20 protein-coding genes are annotated in these 19,956 nt (G+C 63.9%); 10 read left to right on the top strand and 10 right to left on the bottom strand.

The genetic code is table 11. The features are described 5' to 3' along the window. Positions 1-14 precede the first annotated feature (14 nt). The 4 genes from DUPY_RS24340 to DUPY_RS24325 all read left to right on the top strand — a co-directional run bounded on the left by DUPY_RS24340 (position 15) and on the right by DUPY_RS24325 (position 4,182). Positions 15-704, top strand: coding sequence for an ABC transporter ATP-binding protein (locus tag DUPY_RS24340; RefSeq protein WP_208600097.1), 690 nt, complete (start codon positions 15-17; stop codon positions 702-704). A 177-nt stretch (positions 705-881) separates the two neighbouring features. Then, positions 882-1,169: a hypothetical protein gene (locus tag DUPY_RS24335; protein WP_019922076.1), complete on the top strand. Its 288-nt coding sequence runs from the start codon at positions 882-884 to the stop codon at positions 1,167-1,169. Positions 1,170-1,399: 230 nt separating this feature from the next. Beyond that, entirely contained in the window at positions 1,400-2,968 is a 1,569-nt protein-coding gene (locus tag DUPY_RS24330; protein ID WP_070251729.1) for a DUF1800 domain-containing protein, read from the top strand. Between the two features lie 17 nt (positions 2,969-2,985). Continuing rightward, entirely contained in the window at positions 2,986-4,182 is a 1,197-nt protein-coding gene (locus DUPY_RS24325; protein ID WP_070251728.1) for a DUF1501 domain-containing protein, read from the top strand. A gap of 15 nt (positions 4,183-4,197) precedes the next feature. On the opposite strand, the gene DUPY_RS24320 is transcribed toward DUPY_RS24325, so the two are convergent. The 8 genes from DUPY_RS24320 to DUPY_RS24285 form a co-directional block, all read right to left on the bottom strand. Beyond that, positions 4,198-4,749: a TetR/AcrR family transcriptional regulator gene (locus tag DUPY_RS24320; protein ID WP_208600096.1), complete on the bottom strand. Its 552-nt coding sequence runs from the start codon at positions 4,747-4,749 to the stop codon at positions 4,198-4,200. A gap of 13 nt (positions 4,750-4,762) precedes the next feature. Further along, a complete protein-coding gene (locus DUPY_RS24315; protein ID WP_070251726.1) occupies positions 4,763-5,230 on the bottom strand; it encodes a nuclear transport factor 2 family protein in 468 nt (155 codons plus the stop codon). 63 nt (positions 5,231-5,293) lie between these two features. Continuing rightward, positions 5,294-6,112: a formate dehydrogenase accessory sulfurtransferase FdhD gene (gene fdhD, locus DUPY_RS24310; protein WP_070251725.1), complete on the bottom strand. Its 819-nt coding sequence runs from the start codon at positions 6,110-6,112 to the stop codon at positions 5,294-5,296. A 55-nt stretch (positions 6,113-6,167) separates the two neighbouring features. After that, positions 6,168-6,956 (bottom strand): GNAT family N-acetyltransferase, encoded by a 789-nt coding sequence (locus tag DUPY_RS24305; RefSeq protein ID WP_070251724.1) that lies wholly within the window; start codon positions 6,954-6,956, stop codon positions 6,168-6,170. Between the two features lie 117 nt (positions 6,957-7,073). Beyond that, the gene (locus tag DUPY_RS28515) at positions 7,074-7,871 is read right to left on the bottom strand and encodes a hypothetical protein (RefSeq protein WP_307188209.1); all 798 of its coding nucleotides are present in this window, start codon (positions 7,869-7,871) and stop codon (positions 7,074-7,076) included. A 93-nt stretch (positions 7,872-7,964) separates the two neighbouring features. Next, on the bottom strand, positions 7,965-9,419 hold the full coding sequence (locus DUPY_RS24295) for a Ppx/GppA phosphatase family protein (protein WP_070251723.1): 1,455 nt from the start codon (positions 9,417-9,419) through the stop codon (positions 7,965-7,967). Positions 9,420-9,596: 177 nt separating this feature from the next. Next, a complete protein-coding gene (locus tag DUPY_RS24290) occupies positions 9,597-10,808 on the bottom strand; it encodes a GGDEF domain-containing protein (RefSeq protein WP_070251722.1) in 1,212 nt (403 codons plus the stop codon). A 13-nt stretch (positions 10,809-10,821) separates the two neighbouring features. Next, positions 10,822-11,097 (bottom strand): hypothetical protein, encoded by a 276-nt coding sequence (locus DUPY_RS24285; protein ID WP_070251721.1) that lies wholly within the window; start codon positions 11,095-11,097, stop codon positions 10,822-10,824. A 131-nt stretch (positions 11,098-11,228) separates the two neighbouring features. Here DUPY_RS24285 and DUPY_RS24280 point away from each other — a divergent pair, with 131 nt between their 5' ends. Beyond that, positions 11,229-11,963 carry a fused MFS/spermidine synthase gene (locus tag DUPY_RS24280; protein ID WP_070251720.1) on the top strand — a complete coding sequence of 245 codons (735 nt, stop codon included), beginning with the start codon at positions 11,229-11,231 and terminating at the stop codon, positions 11,961-11,963. A gap of 14 nt (positions 11,964-11,977) precedes the next feature. On the opposite strand, the gene DUPY_RS24275 is transcribed toward DUPY_RS24280, so the two are convergent. Then, positions 11,978-13,033 (bottom strand): LacI family DNA-binding transcriptional regulator, encoded by a 1,056-nt coding sequence (locus tag DUPY_RS24275; protein WP_070251719.1) that lies wholly within the window; start codon positions 13,031-13,033, stop codon positions 11,978-11,980. 140 nt (positions 13,034-13,173) lie between these two features. Between DUPY_RS24275 and gudD the strand changes: the two genes are divergently transcribed. Together gudD and DUPY_RS24265 are read left to right on the top strand one after the other, a co-directional pair. Then, positions 13,174-14,517 carry a glucarate dehydratase gene (gene gudD, locus DUPY_RS24270; RefSeq protein WP_070251718.1) on the top strand — a complete coding sequence of 448 codons (1,344 nt, stop codon included), beginning with the start codon at positions 13,174-13,176 and terminating at the stop codon, positions 14,515-14,517. A gap of 42 nt (positions 14,518-14,559) precedes the next feature. Then, a complete protein-coding gene (locus DUPY_RS24265; protein WP_070251717.1) occupies positions 14,560-15,870 on the top strand; it encodes an MFS transporter in 1,311 nt (436 codons plus the stop codon). Positions 15,871-16,027: 157 nt separating this feature from the next. On the opposite strand, the gene DUPY_RS24260 is transcribed toward DUPY_RS24265, so the two are convergent. Next, complete coding sequence (locus DUPY_RS24260; protein WP_070251716.1) at positions 16,028-16,507, bottom strand: acyl-CoA thioesterase; 480 nt, start codon at positions 16,505-16,507, stop codon at positions 16,028-16,030. A gap of 121 nt (positions 16,508-16,628) precedes the next feature. On the opposite strand from DUPY_RS24260, the gene DUPY_RS24255 reads away from it, so the two are divergent. From DUPY_RS24255 to DUPY_RS24245, 3 genes are read left to right on the top strand one after another with little or no spacing between them, the layout of a single operon-like run. Beyond that, the gene (locus DUPY_RS24255) at positions 16,629-17,951 is read left to right on the top strand and encodes a M16 family metallopeptidase (RefSeq protein WP_070251715.1); all 1,323 of its coding nucleotides are present in this window, start codon (positions 16,629-16,631) and stop codon (positions 17,949-17,951) included. Positions 17,952-17,954: 3 nt separating this feature from the next. Beyond that, positions 17,955-19,361, top strand: a complete 1,407-nt coding sequence (locus DUPY_RS24250; protein WP_070251714.1) for a M16 family metallopeptidase — start codon at positions 17,955-17,957, stop codon at positions 19,359-19,361. A gap of 8 nt (positions 19,362-19,369) precedes the next feature. Continuing rightward, positions 19,370-19,948, top strand: coding sequence for a hypothetical protein (locus DUPY_RS24245; protein WP_070251713.1), 579 nt, complete (start codon positions 19,370-19,372; stop codon positions 19,946-19,948). The last annotated feature ends 8 nt before the right edge of the window (positions 19,949-19,956 follow it).

The raw sequence follows: 19,956 nt of genomic DNA, 5'->3' as shown, positions 1-19,956 counted from the left end.
CCCGTTAGGTTTTCATGTCCACGCCACTGCTCGAACTGCGCAACCTGTCCAAGTCCTACAACGGCCGCCCGGTGCTGGCCAACCTGTCGTGGACCTTCAGGGCGGGCGAATTCGTCGCCATCATGGGCGACTCGGGCGTGGGCAAGTCCACGCTACTGAACCTGGTCGCCGGCCTCGATACACCGGACGCCGCAGACGGTTCCTCCATCATCATCGACGGCGTGCCGATGGCGGGCCTGGACGACGACGCCGCCACCCGTTTGCGCCGCGCGCGCATGGGTTTCATCTTCCAAGCCTTTCACGTGCTACCGCACCTGACGCTGCTGCAAAACGTGGCGCTGCCGCTCTTGCTCAACGGCCTGCCGGTCGCGCGCGCGGCCGAGATGCTCGACGCCGTGGGACTGGGCGGACGCGGCAACGACTTCCCCCATCAACTGTCCGGCGGCGAGATGCAGCGCGTGGCGATTGCCCGCGCGCTGGTGCACCGCCCGGCCCTGGTGCTGGCCGACGAGCCCACCGGCAACCTCGACCCCGACACCGCCCAGGGCATCCTGGAATTGCTCCGCCGCGAGATCAAGGCGACCGGCGCTTGCGCCATCATGGTCACACATTCGCACATCGCCGCCGAAATGACAGACAAAATCCTACAACTATCGAAATGCGGCATACAGGAAACAACATTTGTCCAGCCATTTGAGCAATAAACAAGATAATTCAATTGTTAAACGCTGCAGTGTTAGTCACAAAGGAGTATGATTTGAACTAACTTGCACGGTTATCAAGAATGTTGAGTAGCGCTCCACATTCAAAGCAATAGTGTGAGCGCTAGCCTTGCTGGGAAGACGTCATTTCTTCACGTTTAAGCTAAGGAGGAGCGAAAAATGAACGTAAGGCAAAAAAAGATGGAACTGATCGAAGCGATGAATCGTGCTCGGGCGCTGGAACCTTCCAGTTTTGTTCCGAACAAGTTACTCGATACTTTGATCGAAAAGATGAACCTTAAAAACGATGCAGAGTTGTGCCGCGTTTTGGAAGTTCAGCCGCCGATCATCAGCAAAATTCGCCATCGCAAGCTGGCAGTGGGTGCCACGATTTTGCTGCGGATGCACGAGAAGTCAGATATCAGCATCCGTGAACTGAAAGATCTGTCGACCGCCTCAATGCACTGACCAGCTTAGCTGATCTTGCCATGCCAGGCGCCGGCATGCGGTAACCGGCGCCCCCAATGCGATCATGCTTCAGCCCAAACCCCGCTGACAGCTGCATTACCCTCCTCTCCCGCCACACCCCTCAGCAGTTCTGCCTCCCGGTAACATCCTGTTTCACTCTACACAAAACAAATATAGCGCTGCCTTCGAATTGGCATACTCTACTGTAATTATCGTTTCCGGGGGATGCCATGCAAGCCAAGCCACTTCAGCTTCGTACCTTGACGATCGCACTCTTCGCTGGCACGGCGACCCTGCTCGCTGGCTGCGCCAGCACCGGCAGCGGCGATGGCACAGCGGACAACGCGCCAGCCGCCATCGCACCAGCGCAACTGCCCGCCGCCGTCAACCGCGTGAGCTGGGGCGTCAACCAGGGCACCTGGCAGCAGGCGCAAACCCTGGGCTACGAAGCCTGGCTCGAACGCCAGCTGCACCCGGCCCCGGCGCCGCTGCCGGCCGCCGCCCAGGCCCAGATCGACAACCTGGCCATTTCCAAGACGCCGCTACCATTCCTGGTGGCCGACCTCGAACGGCAGCGCAAGGATGCCGACAAGATCGCCGACGACGAGGACAAGAAGACCGCGCAAAAGGCCTACCAGCAGGCCATGAACAACCTGGCGCGCGAGGCGGCCACCCGCTCGCTGCTGCGCGACCTGTATTCACCGAACCAGTTGCAGGAACAGATGACGTGGTTCTGGATGAACCATTTCAATGTCCACTCGGGCAAAAGCAACCTGCGCGTACTGGTGGGCGACTACGAGGAAACCGCGATCCGGCCGCACGCGCTGGGCAAGTTCCGCGACCTGCTGGGCGCCACCCTGCGCCACCCGGCCATGATCCGCTACCTCGACAACGAACAGAACGCCGCCAACCGCATCAACGAAAACTATGCGCGCGAGCTGATGGAGCTGCACACGCTGGGCGTGGACGGCGGCTACAGCCAGCGCGACGTGCAGGAACTGGCGCGCATCCTCACCGGCGTGGGCGTCAACCTGACCGACACCGCACCGAAGGTCAAAAAGGAATTGCAGTCGCAGTACGTACGCAGCGGCCTGTTCGAGTTCAATCCCAACCGCCACGACTACGGCGACAAGCAGTTCCTTGGCCAGCCGGTCAAGGGGCGCGGCCTGGCCGAGGTGGACGAGGCGCTCGACCGCCTGTGCCGCAGCCCGGCCACGGCACGCTTCATCAGCCGCAAGCTGGCCACGTATTTCGTTGCCGACGAACCGACGCCGGCGCTGGTGGCCCGCATGGCGGCGGTGTTCCAGTTATCCGATGGCGACATTGCGGCCGTGATGCGCAGCATGCTCACGTCGCCGGAATTCGCCCAGTCGCTGGGTAAAAAATTCAAGGACCCGGTGCACTACGTGGTCTCGGCCGTGCGCCTGACGTACGACGACAAGGTAGTGCTCAACACGGCGCCGATGCTGGGGTGGCTCAACCGCATGGCCCAGCCCCTGTACGGCCGCCAGACGCCGGACGGTTACGCGCTCACTCAGCCCGGCTGGGCCAGCCCGGGGCAGATGACCACCCGCTTCGAAATCGCCAAGGCCATCGGCTCGGGCAACGCCGGCCTGTTCAAGGCCGAGGGACCGCAGCCGCAGGAACGGGCCGCGTTCCCGCAACTGGCCAGCGCCTTCTTTTACCAGACCTTGCAGCCAACCCTGGCGCCGAAGACCCGCCAGACGCTGGAACAGGCCAACTCGCCGCAGGAGTGGAATACCTTGCTGCTGTCGTCACCGGAACTGATGCACCGCTAAGATAGAAGGAGACCATCATGGAACGTCGCACCCTGCTCAAATCCCTGGCTGCGCTGCCGATTGCAGCGAGCTCCGCCGCCGCCGGCAACCTGTGGGCCGCGCCGGCCAGCAAGACGCGCCTGCTGTTCGTGTTCATGCGCGGCGGCTACGATGCGGCCAGCCTGCTGGTGCCGGTCTCCAGCGACTATTACTACCAGGTGCGCCCCAATATCGCCATCCCCAAGCCGTCCGACGATCTCAAATCGGCGCTGGCCATCAATGCCGACTGGGGCTTGCACCCGGCCCTGCGCGACACCATCTACCCGCTATTTACCAGCGGCGAGGCGGCCTTCGTGCCGTTCGCCGGCACCGAGGACCTCTCGCGCAGCCACTTCGAAACCCAGGACAGCATCGAACTCGGACAACCGCTGCAAGGCACGCGCAACTTCCGCTCCGGCTTCCTGAACCGGCTGGCCACCACGCTCAACACCGACCGGGCCAGCGCGATCTCGTTTACCGACCAGCTGCCTTTGATCATGCAGGGCACGGCGCAGCTGCCCAACATGGCGCTGCGCTCGATCGCCAAGCCGCAGGTCGATGCGCGCCAGGCGCGCATGATCGCCGCCATGTACGACGGCAGCCCGCTGGCCGCGCAGGTGCGCGAAGGCTTCGTCGTGCGCGAAGACGTCATGAAACAGATGATCGGCGAAATGGATGCGGCCAACCGCAACGCCATTACCGCAAAAGGCTTCGAACTCGAGGCGCGCCGCATCGCCAAGCTGATGAAGGAGAAATACAATATCGGCTTCGTCGACGTGGGCGGCTGGGACACCCACGTCGGCCAGGGCAACGGCACCGGCTACCTGGCTGGCCGCCTCGACGAACTGGGACGCGGCCTGGCCGGCTTTGCCCAGGAGATGGGGCCGGAATGGAAAGACACGGTGGTGGTGGTGGTCAGCGAATTTGGCCGCACCTTCCGCGAGAACGGCAATCGCGGCACCGACCACGGTCACGGCTCGGTGTACTGGGTGCTGGGCGGCGGCGTGCGCGGCAACGCGGTGCGCGGCGAGCAGATCGCGCTGGAACAGAAAACCCTGTTCCAGAACCGCGACTACCCGGTACTGAACGAATACCGCGCCATGTTCGGCGGCCTGCTGGCGCGCATGTATGGTCTCAACAGCGGCCAGGTGGAAACCATATTCGGCACCAAGGGGCGCGATATCGGCCTGGTGTGAGGCGGGATCACGGCCTCAAGGTACTGAACCGAGTCGCAGGCGCAGGCGCGCCATGACGCGGGTGAACAATGCCGCATCGTCGGCCGCCCGCGCCAGCACCAGCGCGCCCTGGATGGTGCCGACGGTTTCCTCGGCCAGGGCAACGGCTTCGGTGGGGACATGCCCGCCGCGTTGCAGCGCGGCGGCCAGCGCAGCGATCCACTCCGCAAAGTAAGCGCGTATGGTCTGCGCGAACAAGTCACGTTCGTAACCGAGCGCGAACACGCCCAGCAGACACACGCTGCGCCCGGACCTGAAGTAAAGCTCCACGGCGTCGAGCATGCGCGCCACGCCTGCTGCGCTGTCGTCTGTCGCACGCAGGGGATTGAAAACCTCGCTGCGAAACCAGGCATCGATGTGCGCCATAACCGCCTGCGCCATCTCCTCTTTCCCGCCCGGGAAAAAGTTGTACATGCTGCCCTTGCCCAGTCCCGTGCCGGCGCCAATGCGCGCCAGGCTGGCGCCTTCGTAACCATGGGTGCGAAACACTTCTGCCAGCCGAGCGACGACCTCGTCGCGGCTGGCCATGGCGCGCGCCACCCTAGAAACCCAGTTCGGACAGGCCTGGATGGTCTTGCGGCCGGGGCGCGCTGGCGTCCCAATGGAACCTGCGGTCGGCGGCAGCAATGGGCGCTTCGTTGATGCTGGCCAGGCGCCGCTGCATCAGGCCATCGGCAGCAAACTCCAAGTTCTCGTTGCCGTAGGCGCGGTACCACTGACCGGAATCGTCATGGTATTCGTAGGCGAACCGCACGGCGATGCGGTTGCCTTCGAACGCCCATAATTCCTTGATCAGGCGGTAATCGAGTTCGCGCGTCCATTTGCGCTGGAGCAGCGCCACGATGTCGGCGCGGCCGGTGACGAATTCGGCGCGGTTACGCCAGTAGCAGTCGTGGGTATAGGCCAGCGATACTTGTTCGGCGTTGCGGGTATTCCAACCATCCTCGGCCAGGCGGACTTTGAGCGTGGCCGAGGCGTGGTCGAACGGCGGCAGCGGTGGGCGGGCCATAATTTTCCTTGTTTGTACCAATCGGTACAAACATTCTAGCACTATTTTCGGCGTTCCTTCGCGTCAGGTGTATTCGACGCAATCGTCCTTGCGGCAAAAGCTCACCAGCTTGATGCCGGCTGCCAGGGCGACATCGATGGCCAGGGTGCTGGGCGCCGAGATGGTGGCCAGCATGGGGATGTTCAGGCGCGCAGCCTTGCGCACCAGTTCATAGCTGGCGCGGCTCGACATGAACACGAAGCCCTGCGTCATGTCCACCCGCTCGAACGCCAGGTAGCCGATCAACTTGTCCATGGCGTTGTGGCGGCCCACGTCTTCGCACACGCGCAGCACATTGCCGCTGGCGTCGCACCAGGCAGCGGCGTGGACGCCGCCGGTGGCGCGCATCAGGTGCTGGTGCTCGCCCAGGGCGGCGGCGGCGCGGGCAATCGCCGGCGCCAGCGCGTCGGCATCGTGCAGCGGCGCGGCGTCGATGCGCGGCGGCGCCACGTCGATCAGCTCCAGGCTTTCCACGCCGCACACGCCGCAACCGCTGCGTCCCGCCATCGAGCGCCGCTGCTGCTTGAGCAGCATGAAGTCTTCCTGCGCGATGGTGAGCGCCACCTCCACGCTGCGCGCGTGCTCCTGCACTTCGATATCGAACACGTCGGACCGTTTGCCCACCAGGCCTTCGGTGAGCGCGAAGCCCATCGCGAACGCCTGCAGGTCGCGCGGCGTGACCATCATCACCGCGTGCGAAATGCCATTGAAGACAAGCGCCACCGGCAGTTCCTCGGCCACCTGGTCGGTGGTGGCGGTGGCGCCGGCGGACGTGGTGCCGCGATGGCGCAGCACCGGGCGTTGCTGGATGCCGCTGCGTTCTGTTTCCTGGTCGAGTTTCATTGCCGCCCCACTAAATCGTACGAGGCTCGATTGTAACCCGCACTGCTGACCGGAGTTACGCTGCCAGCGACTCGCCGGCCACGCCATAGTGGCGGGCATAGCGCGCATCGAGGTTCGCCAGCGGCATCATCAGAAACAGGTCGGCGCTTTCGAAGTCTGGATCCCAGGCCGGTTCGCCGCAAATCCACGCGCCCGAGCGCATATAGCCCTTGAGCAGCGCCGGCACTTGCGGCTTCTGCGCCGCTTCGAGCTTACCGAACGGGAATGGCAGGTGCGGCGTGACGCGGTATTCGAGGGGCGCGAGGTGCTTGCCGATCAGTTGCTGGTAGACGGCGACGGCATTGTGGCCGCCATCGGCCAGGCTGATGCTGGCGCAGCCGATCAGGTAGTCGCAGTTTTCGCGGCGCATGTAGTCGGCCAGGCCGGACCACAGCAACATGATCACGCTGCCGCCACGGTAGGCGGGATGGATGCAGGCGCGGCCCGCTTCCACCATGCGGCCGCGCAGGTGATTGAGGCGGCCGAGGTCGAACTCGCCTTCGGAATACAGGCGGCCCAGCTTGCGGGCGCGGGTGGCGCTCAGCAGGCGATAGGTACCAACGACTTTGAGGGTGTCGACATCGCGCACGATCAGGTGGTCGCAATAGGCGTCGAATTCGTCGCTGTCGAGGCCATCGGGGCTCTCGAGCGAGGACAGGCCCATGGTTTCGATGAAGACTTTGTAGCGCAGGCGCTGCACTTCGTGCAGCTCTTCCGGCGTACTGGCCATGCTCAGCACCAGCTTGCCGGAAGCGGGACGGACGTCCGAAGGCAGGTTCGCAGCTTGAATGATCGAGGTTTGCATGCTTCATCCTTTGTGTGGGTGACGAAGCAAGACTAACCATCGAATACTTCAAGGAAATGACAGCAAAGTGTCATTTCCGTGACATGCACCGATCTGTTGTATTCAGAACAGTATTTCTCAGGATTTCTTCGGGCGGCCGGTTTTCAGTTGCGGCAGGCTGGCCAGCACTTTTTTCAGGGTGGCCAGATCGATCTGGCTGATCAGCGCCACGCCGATGCGCAGCAACTCGCTTTTCTTGATCTCGATACCGGCTTTCAGGCAGGCTTTTTTCACCTGGCCAAGCACCGCGTATTCCTGCTCGGGCATGGTGAAGCTGTCGCGCACCAGTTTATCCTTGCGGGCCTTGTCGGCGCCGGCTGCTGCTGCCGGTGCCTTGGCGGCCGGCTTCGTGGTGGCCTTGGCAGCTGGTTTGGCGGCTTTACCAGCAGGCTTGGCGGCGGCTTTCGGTGTGGCTTTGGCAGCTGGCTTGGCAGCGGCTTTGGCGGCCGGCTTGGCGGCAGCTTTTGGCGCGGCCTTGGCGGCGACTGCTGGCTTGGCGGTAGCCTTGACTGCCGGCTTGGCGGCGGTTTTGGCAACCGCTGCGGCGGCTGGCTTGGCAGCGGCGGCTTTGGCGGCTGGCTTGGCGGCAGGTTTGGCAGCCACGGCCTTCACAACGGCAGGCTTGGCAGCTGCAGGTTTGGCGGCTGCCGCCGGCTTGGCCACAACGGCCTTGGCGACAGCCTGCCTGGCAACCGCAGGTTTGGCGGCCGCAGGTTTCACAGCAACAGGTTTTGCGGCGGCTGGTTTCGCTACAGCAGGCTTGGCAACCGGCGCGGCCTCGACTTTCGACTCGGCAGGCTTGGCCGGCGTGCTGTTTGCCGGGGCTTTGCCTGAAGGCGCTTTGTCGATTACTTGTTCATCAATAGTTTTATTCATACAGGCTCCAAAATTATCCAACGATATAAACAATATATATCATTTACAGGAATTTTGCTTGCGCATTCGCAAAAGTACCGGCTCGTCCGGCAATCATCCGGTGGTCCTGATCGTGAAATCGACGCCTACGTCGTCCCAGTGTTCCTGCTCTTTTTCGAGCCAGTACGACAGCGTAGGATGGTCGGCCACCCACTCGCGCGGGATGTCGAGTTCGATCCGGCTCTTCATGCGCAGCCTGACCAGGCTGAAGTCGATGTCGATACGCGAGTGCATGAACAGCACTGCCAGCCGGAACGCCACCACCGCCTTGGCGATATCGACTTCCTCGATCATCTCCGACACCTTGCGCAGGTTGCCCTTGTGCGCCACCACCAGGCGGCTCATGAGTTTTTGCTCGCGCGTGGTAAATCCTGGCAGATCGGCATTTTCGATCATGTAGCACGCATGCTTGTGGTAACCGGTGTGCGAGACCACCAGCCCCACCTCGTGCAGCAGCGCGCTCCAGTACAGGTGGCGCGTGTAGATCTCACACGACGGCCTGGTTTGGGCGTACAGCGCCAGCGCGTCGTCGGCCACGCGGTTGGCGCGGCGCTGGTCGACGTGGAATTTTTCCACGCAGGCCTGCACCGACTGCTCGCGGCGGTCACGCTTGGTCGAGCGCAGGTGCAGGTCCCACATCACGCCCATGCGCAGGCCGGCCTCGATCGGCTGCACCAGCGGGATGCCCAGCTCGCGCACCAGGCCGATCAAAATCGCCAGGCCGCCGATGATGGTGCTGGCGCGGTCGGGACGCAGGCCGGGCATGTCGATCTTGCTCACGTGGCCGAACTCGATGAAGCGCTGCTTGAGAGCCGTCAGCGTCTCGGCATTGACTTCCTTGCCGATGCCGTTCTTGACGATGATGTCGGCAATCGTGCGCGCGGTGCCGGACGAGCCGTAGCACTGCTTCCAGAACTGCGGCCGATACGGCGGCGCGGCATCCTCGAAATGGCTGCGTGCCGACAGGATGGCAGCCTCGAACGACGGCCCATCGATCCGGCCGCCGACAAAGAACGACAGGCTTTGCTTGACCGTGCCGACACTGAACGATTCAACCCGCTCGATTTCCTGGCCGCGCCCCAGTATCAGCTCGGTGGAGCCGCCGCCGATGTCGATCACCAGCCGCCGCTCGCCGGGCACCGCCACCGCGCTGGCCACGCCCATGTAGATCAGGCGCCCCTCTTCTTCGCCGGAGATGATCTCGATGGGATAGCCGATGGCCTGCTCGGCCTCGGGCAAAAAGGCGGCGGCATTGCGCGCCACCCGCATGGCCGACGTGGCCACCACGCGCACCGCGTCGAGCTTGTAATTGCCCAGCGCCTCGCGGAAGTTGCGCAGGCAGGCCAGCGCGGTCTGCATCGCGGCCGGGGTCAGGTTGCCCTTGTCGTCGAGGCCGGCGGCCAGGCGGATCGGTTCGCGCACGCTTTTGAGCACGCGGATCGCATCGCCATCGTGCTTGCCGATATGAAGCCGGAAGCTGTTGGAACCCAAGTCTACTGCTGCATACATAATAAGAACCCATGCCCGCCCGGCGCACGCCGGCGGAAAAATTTAACTAAACGATTTAGATGATTTTGAAAATGCTATCACGATATGCCGTCCTTGTGACGGCATGATGACAACGGCGCCTGCCGTGTGCAAGAATTGGCGCCGGCGCGCGGCGCCGGCGCCCTGACATCGAGGGACTCAGGCGTCGAGCACGGCGGCGCTGCCGGTGACCTGCGCCGCCACCTGGTTGCCGCCGGCGGCGCGCGCCTGGCGCAGCGCCTGGTCGGCGCGCTGGAACAGGCCCACCGTGGTGTCGTCGGCGCGCATGGTCGTCGCGCCCAGGCTGGCGGTGAGGTTGATGATGGCTTTCTCGGCCTTGACCGGTTGCGCGGCCAGCGCGGCGCGCACGCGCTCGGCCACCAGCAGAGCTTCCTCGACCGCAGTACGCGGCAGCAGGATGGCGAATTCGCCACCGCCCAGGTGGCCGAGGGTGTCGCTGTCGCGCAGCTGGCGCTTGCAGGCGTCCGCCATGGCGACCAGCACCTGGTCGCCGGCCAGGTGGCCGTAATGGTCGTTGACGCGCTTGAAATCGTCGAGATCGACGATCACCAGCGCAGTAGGCTGGCCGGGCCTGCGCGCCAGCGCCAGCCAGGGCGCCAGCGCCTGGTGGAAGCCGCGGCGGTTCAGCGCGGTCGTCAGCGGATCGATCACTTCCAGCCGCTCCAGCTCGCCCTGCAGGCGCTGGCGCACCAGCAGCAGGTAGCCGAAGCCGTTGCCCAGCATGACCAGGTACAGCGCCACCAGGCCGATGCCTTGCACCAGTTCCGGACTGACCCACGACCAGCCATTGGGGAGCAGCAGCACCAGCAGGCCGCGTGCCACCACTGCCAGCGCCAGCACCACCGTGCTCACCACCAGGTAGCGGCGCAGCAATGTGCCGGCCGTCCAGCCCCGGCCCAGCGCACCGGCGCCAGCGGCGACAAAGAAGCCGATCGCCAGCGAAGAAATCAGTTGCCGCTCGGACGGCGTGCGTTGCAGCAGCCAGGCGCCGACAAAGGCCGCCACCGCGAGCACCAGCACTGGCAACAGGTAGCGGCGCCAGATGCGCCGCCCGGCCTGCTCCCACAACGCCGCCGCATCGAATGCGAATCCGGCCAGCAGCAGGGTATTGGCAAGTGGGATGGTCAGGAAATCGGGCAGCGTACCGCGCAGGTACACCAGGCCCCACGCCAGCGCCTGCAACTGGCGCGCGCGCGCCCAGGTGGCGGTGCCCGGGCTGCCGACGCCGTTCAAGCTGTTCACCCTACGCGCACCAGCCGGTGCGCCGGCGGACTGCTCGAAAAAGAACAGCGCCACGCACAGGCTCAGGTTGCCCAGCGCCAGCGCCAGGACCAGCGTCTTGATATCCATGACCGCGCTGACGTCAGACCTCGTGTTCGACGCTGGTGGTGCCGTCGCCCATCTTGCTGGCCCAGCCTTTCGAGAACAGGTCTTTTTCGTCTTCGCTCGGAGTGTCGTGCCAGAACACGATCAGCGTGCCCTTGTGGTCGTGCATCTGGCTCACTTTTTCAATGAAACTCTGGTTGCCCGACAGGTCGGCCAGCGCTACCACGTAGCCGTACACGCGGGTCAGGCGCTCGATGCGGTCGGGTTCGGTCAGGCTGTTGGTGGCGGTCAGTGTGGGGTGATCTAAAAACATCGTGGCTCTCCGGTTTTACCTGTGATCCGCCCATGGCGGTGCCCCGCCAATTTACATAGAAATTTTCCTTCTGTAAATGAAAGTGACGGGCGCATGCTACTATAAATCGACATCCCGGATTTTCCAGACACTTGACACCACCCGATCCCCGCCCCCAGGTCCACACGCGTGGCAACCGCCGCCTGCTGGAATTTCGTCCGGGCATGGTGCAAAGCGAGATGAAGCTGTCGCACCCGGACCACCTGGTGCTGGCCTACTGCCGCGCCATGATGTGCTTTACGCTGTTCCAGCCGCAGCCCGCGCATATCGTGATGGTAGGCCTGGGCGGTGGCTCGCTGGCCAAGTTCTGCCATCGCTACCTGCCGCAGGCGCGCATCACGGTGCTGGAATTGCGCGCCGACGTGATCGCCCTGCGCGAACAATTCGCCATTCCCCCCGACGACGAGCGCCTGACCATCATCCACGCCGATGCCGCGCATTACCTGCGCCAGCTGCGCGGCAGCGCCGACGTGCTGCTGGTGGACGGCTTCGACGAACTCGGCTTGCCGGCGGCGCTGGGCACCGCCGCCTTCTACGCCGACTGCCGCCGCGCGCTGCGCCCGGGCGGCGTACTGGCGACCAACATCTTCAGTTACGACCCCGCTTACGGCACCATGTTGCGGCGCCTGCGGCACGCGTTCGGCGGCAGTATCTGTACCTTGCGCGGGGTGGCGGGCAACAACCGCATCTGGTTTGCGGTACAGGGCGCGCAGCCGTCGCCGGCGCTGGCGATGCAGCGCCGGCTGGCGCGGCGGCTATCGTTACCGTGGTTCAACCGGCTATGGGCCAGCTGGATCGTCTGGAAACTGCGCACGGCCCCACTCTAGAAGAGGGACAGGCGCTAGGTACTGGCCCGGTGGATGAGCTCGAAGCCGGTATCGATCACGCGCGGACGCTCCTGGTTGCCGCCGTCGAGCCGGTCCAGCAGCAGTTGCGCCGCCACCGTGCCGATGTTGCGGCCATCGACGTGGATGGTCGAGAGCGGCGGATACGTGTGCGCGGCAAAATTGAGGTCGCCAAAGCCGATCACCGCAAGCTGCCCCGGCACGTCCAGCCCCCGGCTGACGGCTTCGGTCAGCACGCCATGCGCCAGCGTGTCGGAACTGCACACCACCGCATCGAGATCGGGCGCTTGCGCCAGCAGTTGCACCAGGCCTTCGCGGCCCAGTTGCAAGGTGGTGGGCAGCGGCATCAGTTGCACGGCCGCCACCGCCACGCCGTGGCGCGCCAGTTCTGCCTGCAGCCCCTGGTTGCGGCGCGCGCCGCGCGGGTCGTTAACGGCCAGGATCGCGATGCGCCGGTAGCCGCGCTCGAGCAGGTGGCGCGCCGTGGCCTGACCCACTTCCTCGTGCGAAAAGCCCACCACCATATCGATCGGCGACGCTGCCATGTCCCACGCCTCCACCACCGGCACGCCCGACAGTTCCAGGCGCCGCCGCGTGTTGTCGGTATGCAGGGTGCCGGTGACGATAATGCCGTCCGGGCGACGGCTGAGAATGGTTTCGACCAGCACCTCCTCGCGCCACGGTTCGTAGCGCGACAAGCCCAGCAGCAACTGGTAGCCGGCTTGGGTGAGCGTGTCGGTGACCGCTTCCACCATCTCGGCAAAGATCGGCGTGGCAATGCTGGGGATCACCAGCGACACCAGCTTGCTGCGGTTGGACGCCAGCGCGCCGGCCATCATGTTTTTCACGTAACCGGTCTGCTGCACCGCCTGCTGCACCCGCGCCAGCGTATTGGGCCGCACCAGGTGCGGCTGGTTGAGCGCGCGCGACACGGTGATCGGCGACACGCCGGCTACCTTGGCGACATCGGCCAGCGTTGCGCCGCTGACACTGATTTCAGTGCCGCCGGCACGCAAGGTCCGCAGTTCGGACTGGTCATTTTTGATGGTCATGAGCGTGGATTGTACAGTAACACATCATTTTCTATCATTTTTGAAATAGTAAATCCGTGAAATTTAGCTTGATCTCTGCAAATGACATCGCTACCATTGAATGACAGCGCAATCATTTCCACGATCAACCAAGGAATACCATGGCCAACCAGACTACTTACGACACCCCTACGATTACCGCCATGCGCGTGGTTCCCGTCGCCGGACGCGACAGCATGCTGCTCAACCTCAGCGGCGCTCACGGCCCCTACTTCACCCGCAACATCGTCATCCTGACCGACAGCGCCGGCCACACCGGCGTCGGCGAAGTGCCGGGCGGCGAAGCGATCCGCCAGACCCTGGAAGATGCGAAAGAACTGGTCATCGGCCACAGCATCGGCAATTACAAGGCCATCCTCAATGCGGCCCGCACGGCGTTTTCCGGCCGCGATGCCGGCGGACGCGGCCTGCAAACATTCGACCTGCGCATTGCCATTCACGCCATCACCGCGCTCGAAGCGTCGCTGCTCGACCTGCTGGGCCAGCACCTGGGCGTACCGGTCGCTGCCCTGCTCGGCGACGGCCAGCAGCGCACCGAGGTGGAAATGCTCGGCTACCTGTTCTACATTGGCGACCGCAACGACACCGACCTGCCCTACGCGGCCGATCCCGACAATGAAGACGCGTGGCTGCGCCTGCGCCATCAAAAGGCGCTGACGCCGGGGGCCGTGGTGCGCCTGGCCGAGGCGGCGTACGATCGCTACGGCTTCCAGGACTTCAAACTGAAAGGCGGCGTGCTGCGCGGCGAGGATGAGATCGCCGCCGTCACCGCGCTGCACGAGCGCTTCCCCACCGCGCGCATCACGCTCGACCCCAACGGCGGCTGGCTCCTGAAAGACGCGATCCGCCTGTGCCGCGACCAGCACGACGTGCTGGCCTACGCCGAAGACCCGTGCGGCGCCGAGAACGGCTATAGCGGGCGCGAAGTGATGGCCGAATTTCGCCGCGCCACCGGCCTGCTCACCGCCACCAACATGGTCGCCACCGACTGGCGCGAGATGCAGCATGCGATCCAGCTGCAATCGGTCGACATTCCTTTGGCCGATCCGCACTTCTGGACCATGCAGGGGTCGGTGCGGGTGGCGCAGATGTGCCACGAATGGGGCCTGACCTGGGGGTCGCATTCGAACAACCACTTCGATATCTCGCTGGCCATGTTCACCCACGTGGCAGCGGCCGCACCGGGCAAGATCACCGCCATCGACACCCACTGGATCTGGCAGGACGGCCAGCACCTGACCCGCAACCCGTTCCAGATCGTCGGCGGCAAGGTGCAGGTGCCGACCACGCCAGGCCTGGGCGTGGAACTCGATCTCGACGCACTGGAGGCCGGCCACCAGCTGTACCTGAACATGGGCCTGGGCGCGCGCGATGACGGCGTCGCCATGCAGTATTTGATTCCGGGCTGGAAATTCGATAACAAAAAGCCCTGCCTGGTGCGCTAACAGCATTCCGGCCTGTCCATGGAAGTTTGAGGAGACTGCAACATGAGTACAGTATTACCAACCACCACCGCCGGCGGCGGCGCGCCATCGAGCGTGCTGGCCAGCGCGGTCAGCAAGATCAAGTGGCGCATCCTGCCGTTGTTTGTCGTGATGTTCATTGCCAATTACATCGACCGCGTCAACATCGGCTTTGTCCGTTCGCACCTGGAAGCGGACCTGGGCATCGGCGCGGCCGCGTTCGGCTTTGGCGCCGGCATTTTCTTCCTGGCCTACGCGCTGTTCGAGGTGCCGTCCAACATCCTGCAGCAGCGCTTCGGCGCCAAGGCGTGGCTCACCCGCATCATGGCGACCTGGGGCATCGTCGCCACCGGCATGGCGTTCGTGCAGGGCGAAACCTCGTTCTACGTGATGCGCTTTTTGCTGGGCGTGGCCGAGGCCGGTTTCTTCCCGGGCGTGGTGTATTACTTTACCCAGTGGCTGCCCAACGCCGAGCGCGGCAAGGCGATGGCGATCTTCCTCAGCGGCTCGGCGCTGGCGTCGGTGGTGTCCGGTCCGCTGTCGGGCGCGCTGCTGCAAATCGAGGGCGGCGGCCTGCATGGCTGGCAGTGGATGTTCATCATCGAAGGCGTGGCGTCGATATTGCTGTGCTTTGTGGTGTGGTTCTGCCTGGACTCGAAACCGAGCGACGCCAAGTGGCTCACCGACGCCGAGCGCCATGAACTGGAAACCGTGATCGCTGCCGAGCAGAAGGAACGGGAGAAGTCGAAACCCGGCCACGTCAGCATGTTCTCGCTGCTGCGCGACAGCCGGATTGCGCTGTTCTGCTTCATCTATTTCGCCATCCAGCTGACCATTTACGGCGCCACGTTCTGGCTGCCGAGCATCATCAAGAAGATGGGCCACTACACCGACTTCCAGATCGGCATGTTCAACTCGATTCCGTGGATTATCTCGATCGCGGCCATGTATATGTTCGCCTCGCTGGCGGCGCGCTTCAAGCGCCAGCAGATGTGGGTGGCGATTGCGCTGGTGATCGCGGCGACCGGCATGTTCATGTCCACCGTGGGCGGGCCGGTATTCGCGTTCGTGGCGATCTGCTTTGCCGGTATCGGCTTCAAGGCCGCTTCCGCGCTGTTCTGGCCAATCCCGCAAGCGTACCTTGACGCCCGCATCGCCGCTGCCGTGATCGCATTGATCAACTCGCTGGGCAACCTGGGCGGCTTCGTGGCGCCGGCCACCTTCGGCTACCTCGAGCAGAAGACCGGGTCGATCCAGGGCGGGCTGTACGGGCTCGCCGCAGCGTCGCTGGTGGCTGCTGCGCTGGTGTTCCTGACGCGGGGCCCGAAGAAATAAACCCGTCCGTATTCGACGGCAACGCCCTGCGCCAGCGCCTGAACCGCGAGCTCGGCTTTTCATTTAACTTCGGGGTCAGTGCCGACATTTAGACACGAGCCCAACAGCCATAAGGCTCAGTTCGTGTCCAAATGTCGGCACTGACCCCGAACTGGGGTTATTTTTTGCGTTCGCCGTGGACTGACTGGCGCGCGTGTTTGCGGCGCAGCGCTTGTTCCCAGCGTTGCTTCTGTTCTTCGGTCTCGAGCACCAGCTTGGGCACTGGCAGCGGCTTGCGGTGTTCGTCAACGGCCACCATGGTGAAGTAGCAGCTGTTGGCGTGGCGCACCAGGCGCTTCTGGATGTTTTCGGTGACGACCCGGATGCCCACTTCCATCGACGTGTTGCCGGTGTAGTTGATCGAGGCCAGGAAGGTCACCAGCTCGCCCACGTGGATCGGTTGCAAAAACATCACCTGGTCCACCGACAAGGTCACCGTGTAGCTGCCGCAGTAGCGGCTTGCGCAGGCGTAGGCCACGCTGTCGAGATATTTCAAAATGGTGCCGCCGTGGACGTTGCCGGAGAAATTGGCCATGTCGGGTGTCATCAGCACGGTCATGCTCAGCTCGTGAGCGACCCAGGCCATCGGTTTTTCCATGTGCAGCTCCCTCAATTTTTTTGGTTAGTGTCATGCTAGCCGCTAAGCTTGCTGTCGGCAAATAATTAACGACAATATTGCCAGATAACGTATGCTTTACGCTTCAATACAAGGAGTCCTTATGAAATGGAAAGTCCTGGCCGCCAGCGTCCTGCTCGGCTTGGCCGCCACCGCGCCAGCCAAGGCAGCCGACATGGTCAACGAGGTGCAGACCTTCACGCTGGCCAACGGCATGAAGTTCATCGTGCTCGAATCGCACACCATCCCCAACGCCAATATGTACACGTTCTGGAAAGTCGGCTCGCGCAACGAGGCGCCCGGCATCACGGGCCTGTCGCACTTCTTTGAGCACATGATGTTCAACGGCTCGAAGAACTTCGGCCCGAAAATGTTCGATCGCACCATGGAAGCCAAGGGCGGCTCCAACAACGCCTACACCAGCAACGACCTGACCGTGTACCAGGACTGGTTCCCGGCGTCGTCGCTGGAGACCATCTTCACGCTGGAAAGCGATCGCATCGCGCACCTGAACATCGATCCGAACATGGTTGCCAGCGAACGCGGCGTGGTGCTGTCCGAACGCAGCACCGGCCTGGAAAACTCCAACATGCGCGCCTTGCAGCAGGCGGTCAATGGCGTGGCGTTCTCGGCCCACCCGTATTCCTGGCCCGTGATCGGCCACGAGTCCGACATCAAGGCCTGGACCCAGCAAGACCTGGAACACTACTTCAAGACGTATTACGCACCGAACAACGCGGTGGCGGTGATCGTCGGCGACGTCAAGGCCGATGACGTGAAAAGACTGGCCACGCGCTACTTCGGCAAGATTCCAAAAGGCGCGCCGCCGCCGGCCGTGCGCACGGTGGAGCCGCCGCAAACCGGCGAGCGCCGCATTTTCGTGACCAAGGAATCGGCCACCTCGCCCAACCTGGCGATCGCTTACAAGATCCCGGCCGGCAACAGCCCCGATTACTACGCGCTGGAAGTGCTGCAAAGCGTGCTGGCCGACGGCAAGACCTCGCGCCTGTACAAGGCGCTGGTCGAGCAGCAACTGGCCACGCAAGTGTCGGCCAATGCCGCCGAAGGTTTCGATCCCGGCCTGCTGTACGTGGTTGCCGTGGCCGCCGCCAAGGTCGATCCGGCCACGCTGGAAAAAGCGCTGCTGGCCGAGCTCGACAAAGTGGTCAAGGATGGCGTCACCGCCGAGGAACTGGACAAGGTACGCAACCAGAAACTGGTCAACCTGTACCGCGAGCAGGAAACCATCAACGGCAAGGCCCAGCAGCTGGGCAACTACGAGATGTTCTTTGGCGACTACAAGAAAATGTTCGACGCCCCTGCCGCCTATGCCAAGCTCACGCCCGCCGATATCCAGGCCGTGGCCGCCAAATACCTGAAAAAATCGCAGCGCACCGTTGGCGTGCTCGCTGCGAAGGAGGACTGATCGATGAAAAAAACAATGATAGCCGTGGTAATGACGGGCGCGGTGCTGGGCGCGGCGGTTGCACCGGTGCTGGCCGCTGAATTTCGCCTGCCCGCGTTCGAGACCGTCAAGCTGCCCAACGGCCTGACGGTGTACCTGATGGAACGCCACGAAGTGCCGCTGATCTCGGTGCGCGCGGTGGTCAAGGCCGGCGCCGTCAACGACGCTGCCCAGCCGGGCCTGTCCAACCTCACCGGCGACGCCCTGCTGCTGGGCACCAGGGCCCGCAACAAGAAAGCCATCGACGAGGCGTTCGACTTCCGTGGCGCGCGCCTGGCCGGCGGCGCCGGCGCCGAGTCCAGCACGGTGCAAGCCAACTTTGCCCGCAAGGACGCTGCCGCCCTGCTGCCGCTGTTTGCCGAAATCGTCCAGCAACCGTCGTTCGACGACGCCGAACTGGCCAAGCTGCGCGAGCGCAAGGTCATCGGCTTGAAGCAGGCCAAGGAAGCACCGCGCAACGTGGTGGGCACCTATTACCGCGCCATGTTGTTCGGCAACGCGCCGTACGGCATTCCGGCCAGCGGCACGGTGGGCAGCGTCAGCGCGTTGAAACAGGCCGACGTGCAGCGCTATTACGGCCAGTTCTACCGTCCGGACAATGCCGCCATCGTGGTGGTGGGCGATTTCCAGAAGGACGAAATGCGGCGCCAGATCGAGTCGCTGTTCGGCGCCTGGAAGGCGACCGGCCCGGCGCCGCAGCAGCAGGACAACGGCAAGGTGCAAGCCGACAAGGCGCGCGTGTGGCTGGTGAACAAGCCCGACGCCATCGAGACCACGTTCCTGATCGGCGGCGCCGGCATCGCCCGCAACGATGCCGACTACGTGCCGCTGCAAGTGCTCAACACCATCCTCGGCGGCCGCTTCACGTCGTGGCTCAACGACGAGCTGCGCGTCAACTCGGGCCTGACCTATGGCGCCAGCAGCCAGTTCAGCGTGCTGTCGCAAACCGGCACCTTCGCCATTTCGAGCTTTACCGCGTCGGTCAAGACCGGCGACGCGCTGGCCCTGGCGCACAAGACCTACCAGCGCCTGTGGGACAAGGGGATCGACAAGGCCACGCTCGATTCGGCCAAAGCGTACGTCAAGGGCCAGTTCCCGCCGCGCTATGAAACCGGCGAACAGCTGGCCGGCCTGCTCGGCGACATGTACGCGTCCGACGTGGGCCGCGAACAGATCGACAACTTCACCCGCGACGTCGACAGCCTCACCCCTGAGCGCGCCAAGGCGCTGGTCAACAAGCACTTCCCGCGCAACAACTTGCAAACCGTGTTGATCGGCAAGGCGGCCGATATCCGCGACGTCGCCAAAAAATACGGCGACGTGACCGAGCTCGAAATCGGCACCGACGGCTTCCAGCCGGTCGCCAAATAGAGGTCGTCATGCCGGCTGTGCGCATCCTGGTCGATGATGTGTTAGTAGCGACAGTCGGCACGGCCGGCATGACGATGATCGATGTCCGGCTCGCAAGCCGGCGCACCTGGGGTCCTCGTGCCTGTCTCGACGTGGGTGGCGCCACGGTCGCGCCGACCACCATGCTCACCTTCGTCGCGCGCGAGCTGGCGCCGGGCCAGCGTGTGACCATCGCGCTGGTGGCCGATGGCGCGACCGCCCCCCCAGGTAAAACCTTTTCCGAATTATTCCCCGACGCCCCAAAGTCGGAGCCATTGCAGCGGCCCGACCCGGCATGGGCCAGGCAGCAATACGCCGCCCTGCCCGTCCACCACCAGCGCTATACCATCGATGTCGTCACCTCGCTTGGCACCACGGTCAGGGGCGCTACTGCCGACGGCATCGAAAGCCTGGCCTTGAGCGTGGACTGGCACGCCGACGACGGCGACCGGGCCGACATCAGGCTCTCCACCACGACGACTTGGCCCACGCTGGAAGATATCGGCGACAGCTATCTGTTACGGGAAAAAATGGCGCTCGGTGGCAGTGTGGTGCTCACTGTTGGCTAGCGTGCATT

This window comes from Duganella phyllosphaerae (genome assembly GCF_001758785.1).
GTDB classification, from domain to species: domain Bacteria; phylum Pseudomonadota; class Gammaproteobacteria; order Burkholderiales; family Burkholderiaceae_D; genus Rugamonas; species Rugamonas phyllosphaerae.
The sequence above is the reverse complement of the archived record's forward strand: the minus strand, read 5'-3'. Positions and strand labels throughout refer to the sequence as shown.

Coding starts and splice junctions, on each gene's coding strand:
- DUPY_RS24340 (WP_208600097.1), top strand. CDS start 15: ATGTCCACGCCACTGCTCGAACTGCGCAACCTGTCCAAGTCCTACAAC.
- DUPY_RS24335 (WP_019922076.1), top strand. CDS start 882: ATGAACGTAAGGCAAAAAAAGATGGAACTGATCGAAGCGATGAATCGT.
- DUPY_RS24330 (WP_070251729.1), top strand. CDS start 1,400: ATGCAAGCCAAGCCACTTCAGCTTCGTACCTTGACGATCGCACTCTTC.
- DUPY_RS24325 (WP_070251728.1), top strand. CDS start 2,986: ATGGAACGTCGCACCCTGCTCAAATCCCTGGCTGCGCTGCCGATTGCA.
- DUPY_RS24320 (WP_208600096.1), bottom strand. CDS start 4,749: ATGGCCAGCCGCGACGAGGTCGTCGCTCGGCTGGCAGAAGTGTTTCGC.
- DUPY_RS24315 (WP_070251726.1), bottom strand. CDS start 5,230: ATGGCCCGCCCACCGCTGCCGCCGTTCGACCACGCCTCGGCCACGCTC.
- fdhD (WP_070251725.1), bottom strand. CDS start 6,112: ATGAAACTCGACCAGGAAACAGAACGCAGCGGCATCCAGCAACGCCCG.
- DUPY_RS24305 (WP_070251724.1), bottom strand. CDS start 6,956: ATGCAAACCTCGATCATTCAAGCTGCGAACCTGCCTTCGGACGTCCGT.
- DUPY_RS28515 (WP_307188209.1), bottom strand. CDS start 7,871: ATGAATAAAACTATTGATGAACAAGTAATCGACAAAGCGCCTTCAGGC.
- DUPY_RS24295 (WP_070251723.1), bottom strand. CDS start 9,419: ATGTATGCAGCAGTAGACTTGGGTTCCAACAGCTTCCGGCTTCATATC.
- DUPY_RS24290 (WP_070251722.1), bottom strand. CDS start 10,808: ATGGATATCAAGACGCTGGTCCTGGCGCTGGCGCTGGGCAACCTGAGC.
- DUPY_RS24285 (WP_070251721.1), bottom strand. CDS start 11,097: ATGTTTTTAGATCACCCCACACTGACCGCCACCAACAGCCTGACCGAA.
- DUPY_RS24275 (WP_070251719.1), bottom strand. CDS start 13,033: ATGACCATCAAAAATGACCAGTCCGAACTGCGGACCTTGCGTGCCGGC.
- gudD (WP_070251718.1), top strand. CDS start 13,174: ATGGCCAACCAGACTACTTACGACACCCCTACGATTACCGCCATGCGC.
- DUPY_RS24265 (WP_070251717.1), top strand. CDS start 14,560: ATGAGTACAGTATTACCAACCACCACCGCCGGCGGCGGCGCGCCATCG.
- DUPY_RS24260 (WP_070251716.1), bottom strand. CDS start 16,507: ATGGAAAAACCGATGGCCTGGGTCGCTCACGAGCTGAGCATGACCGTG.
- DUPY_RS24255 (WP_070251715.1), top strand. CDS start 16,629: ATGAAATGGAAAGTCCTGGCCGCCAGCGTCCTGCTCGGCTTGGCCGCC.
- DUPY_RS24250 (WP_070251714.1), top strand. CDS start 17,955: ATGAAAAAAACAATGATAGCCGTGGTAATGACGGGCGCGGTGCTGGGC.
- DUPY_RS24245 (WP_070251713.1), top strand. CDS start 19,370: ATGCCGGCTGTGCGCATCCTGGTCGATGATGTGTTAGTAGCGACAGTC.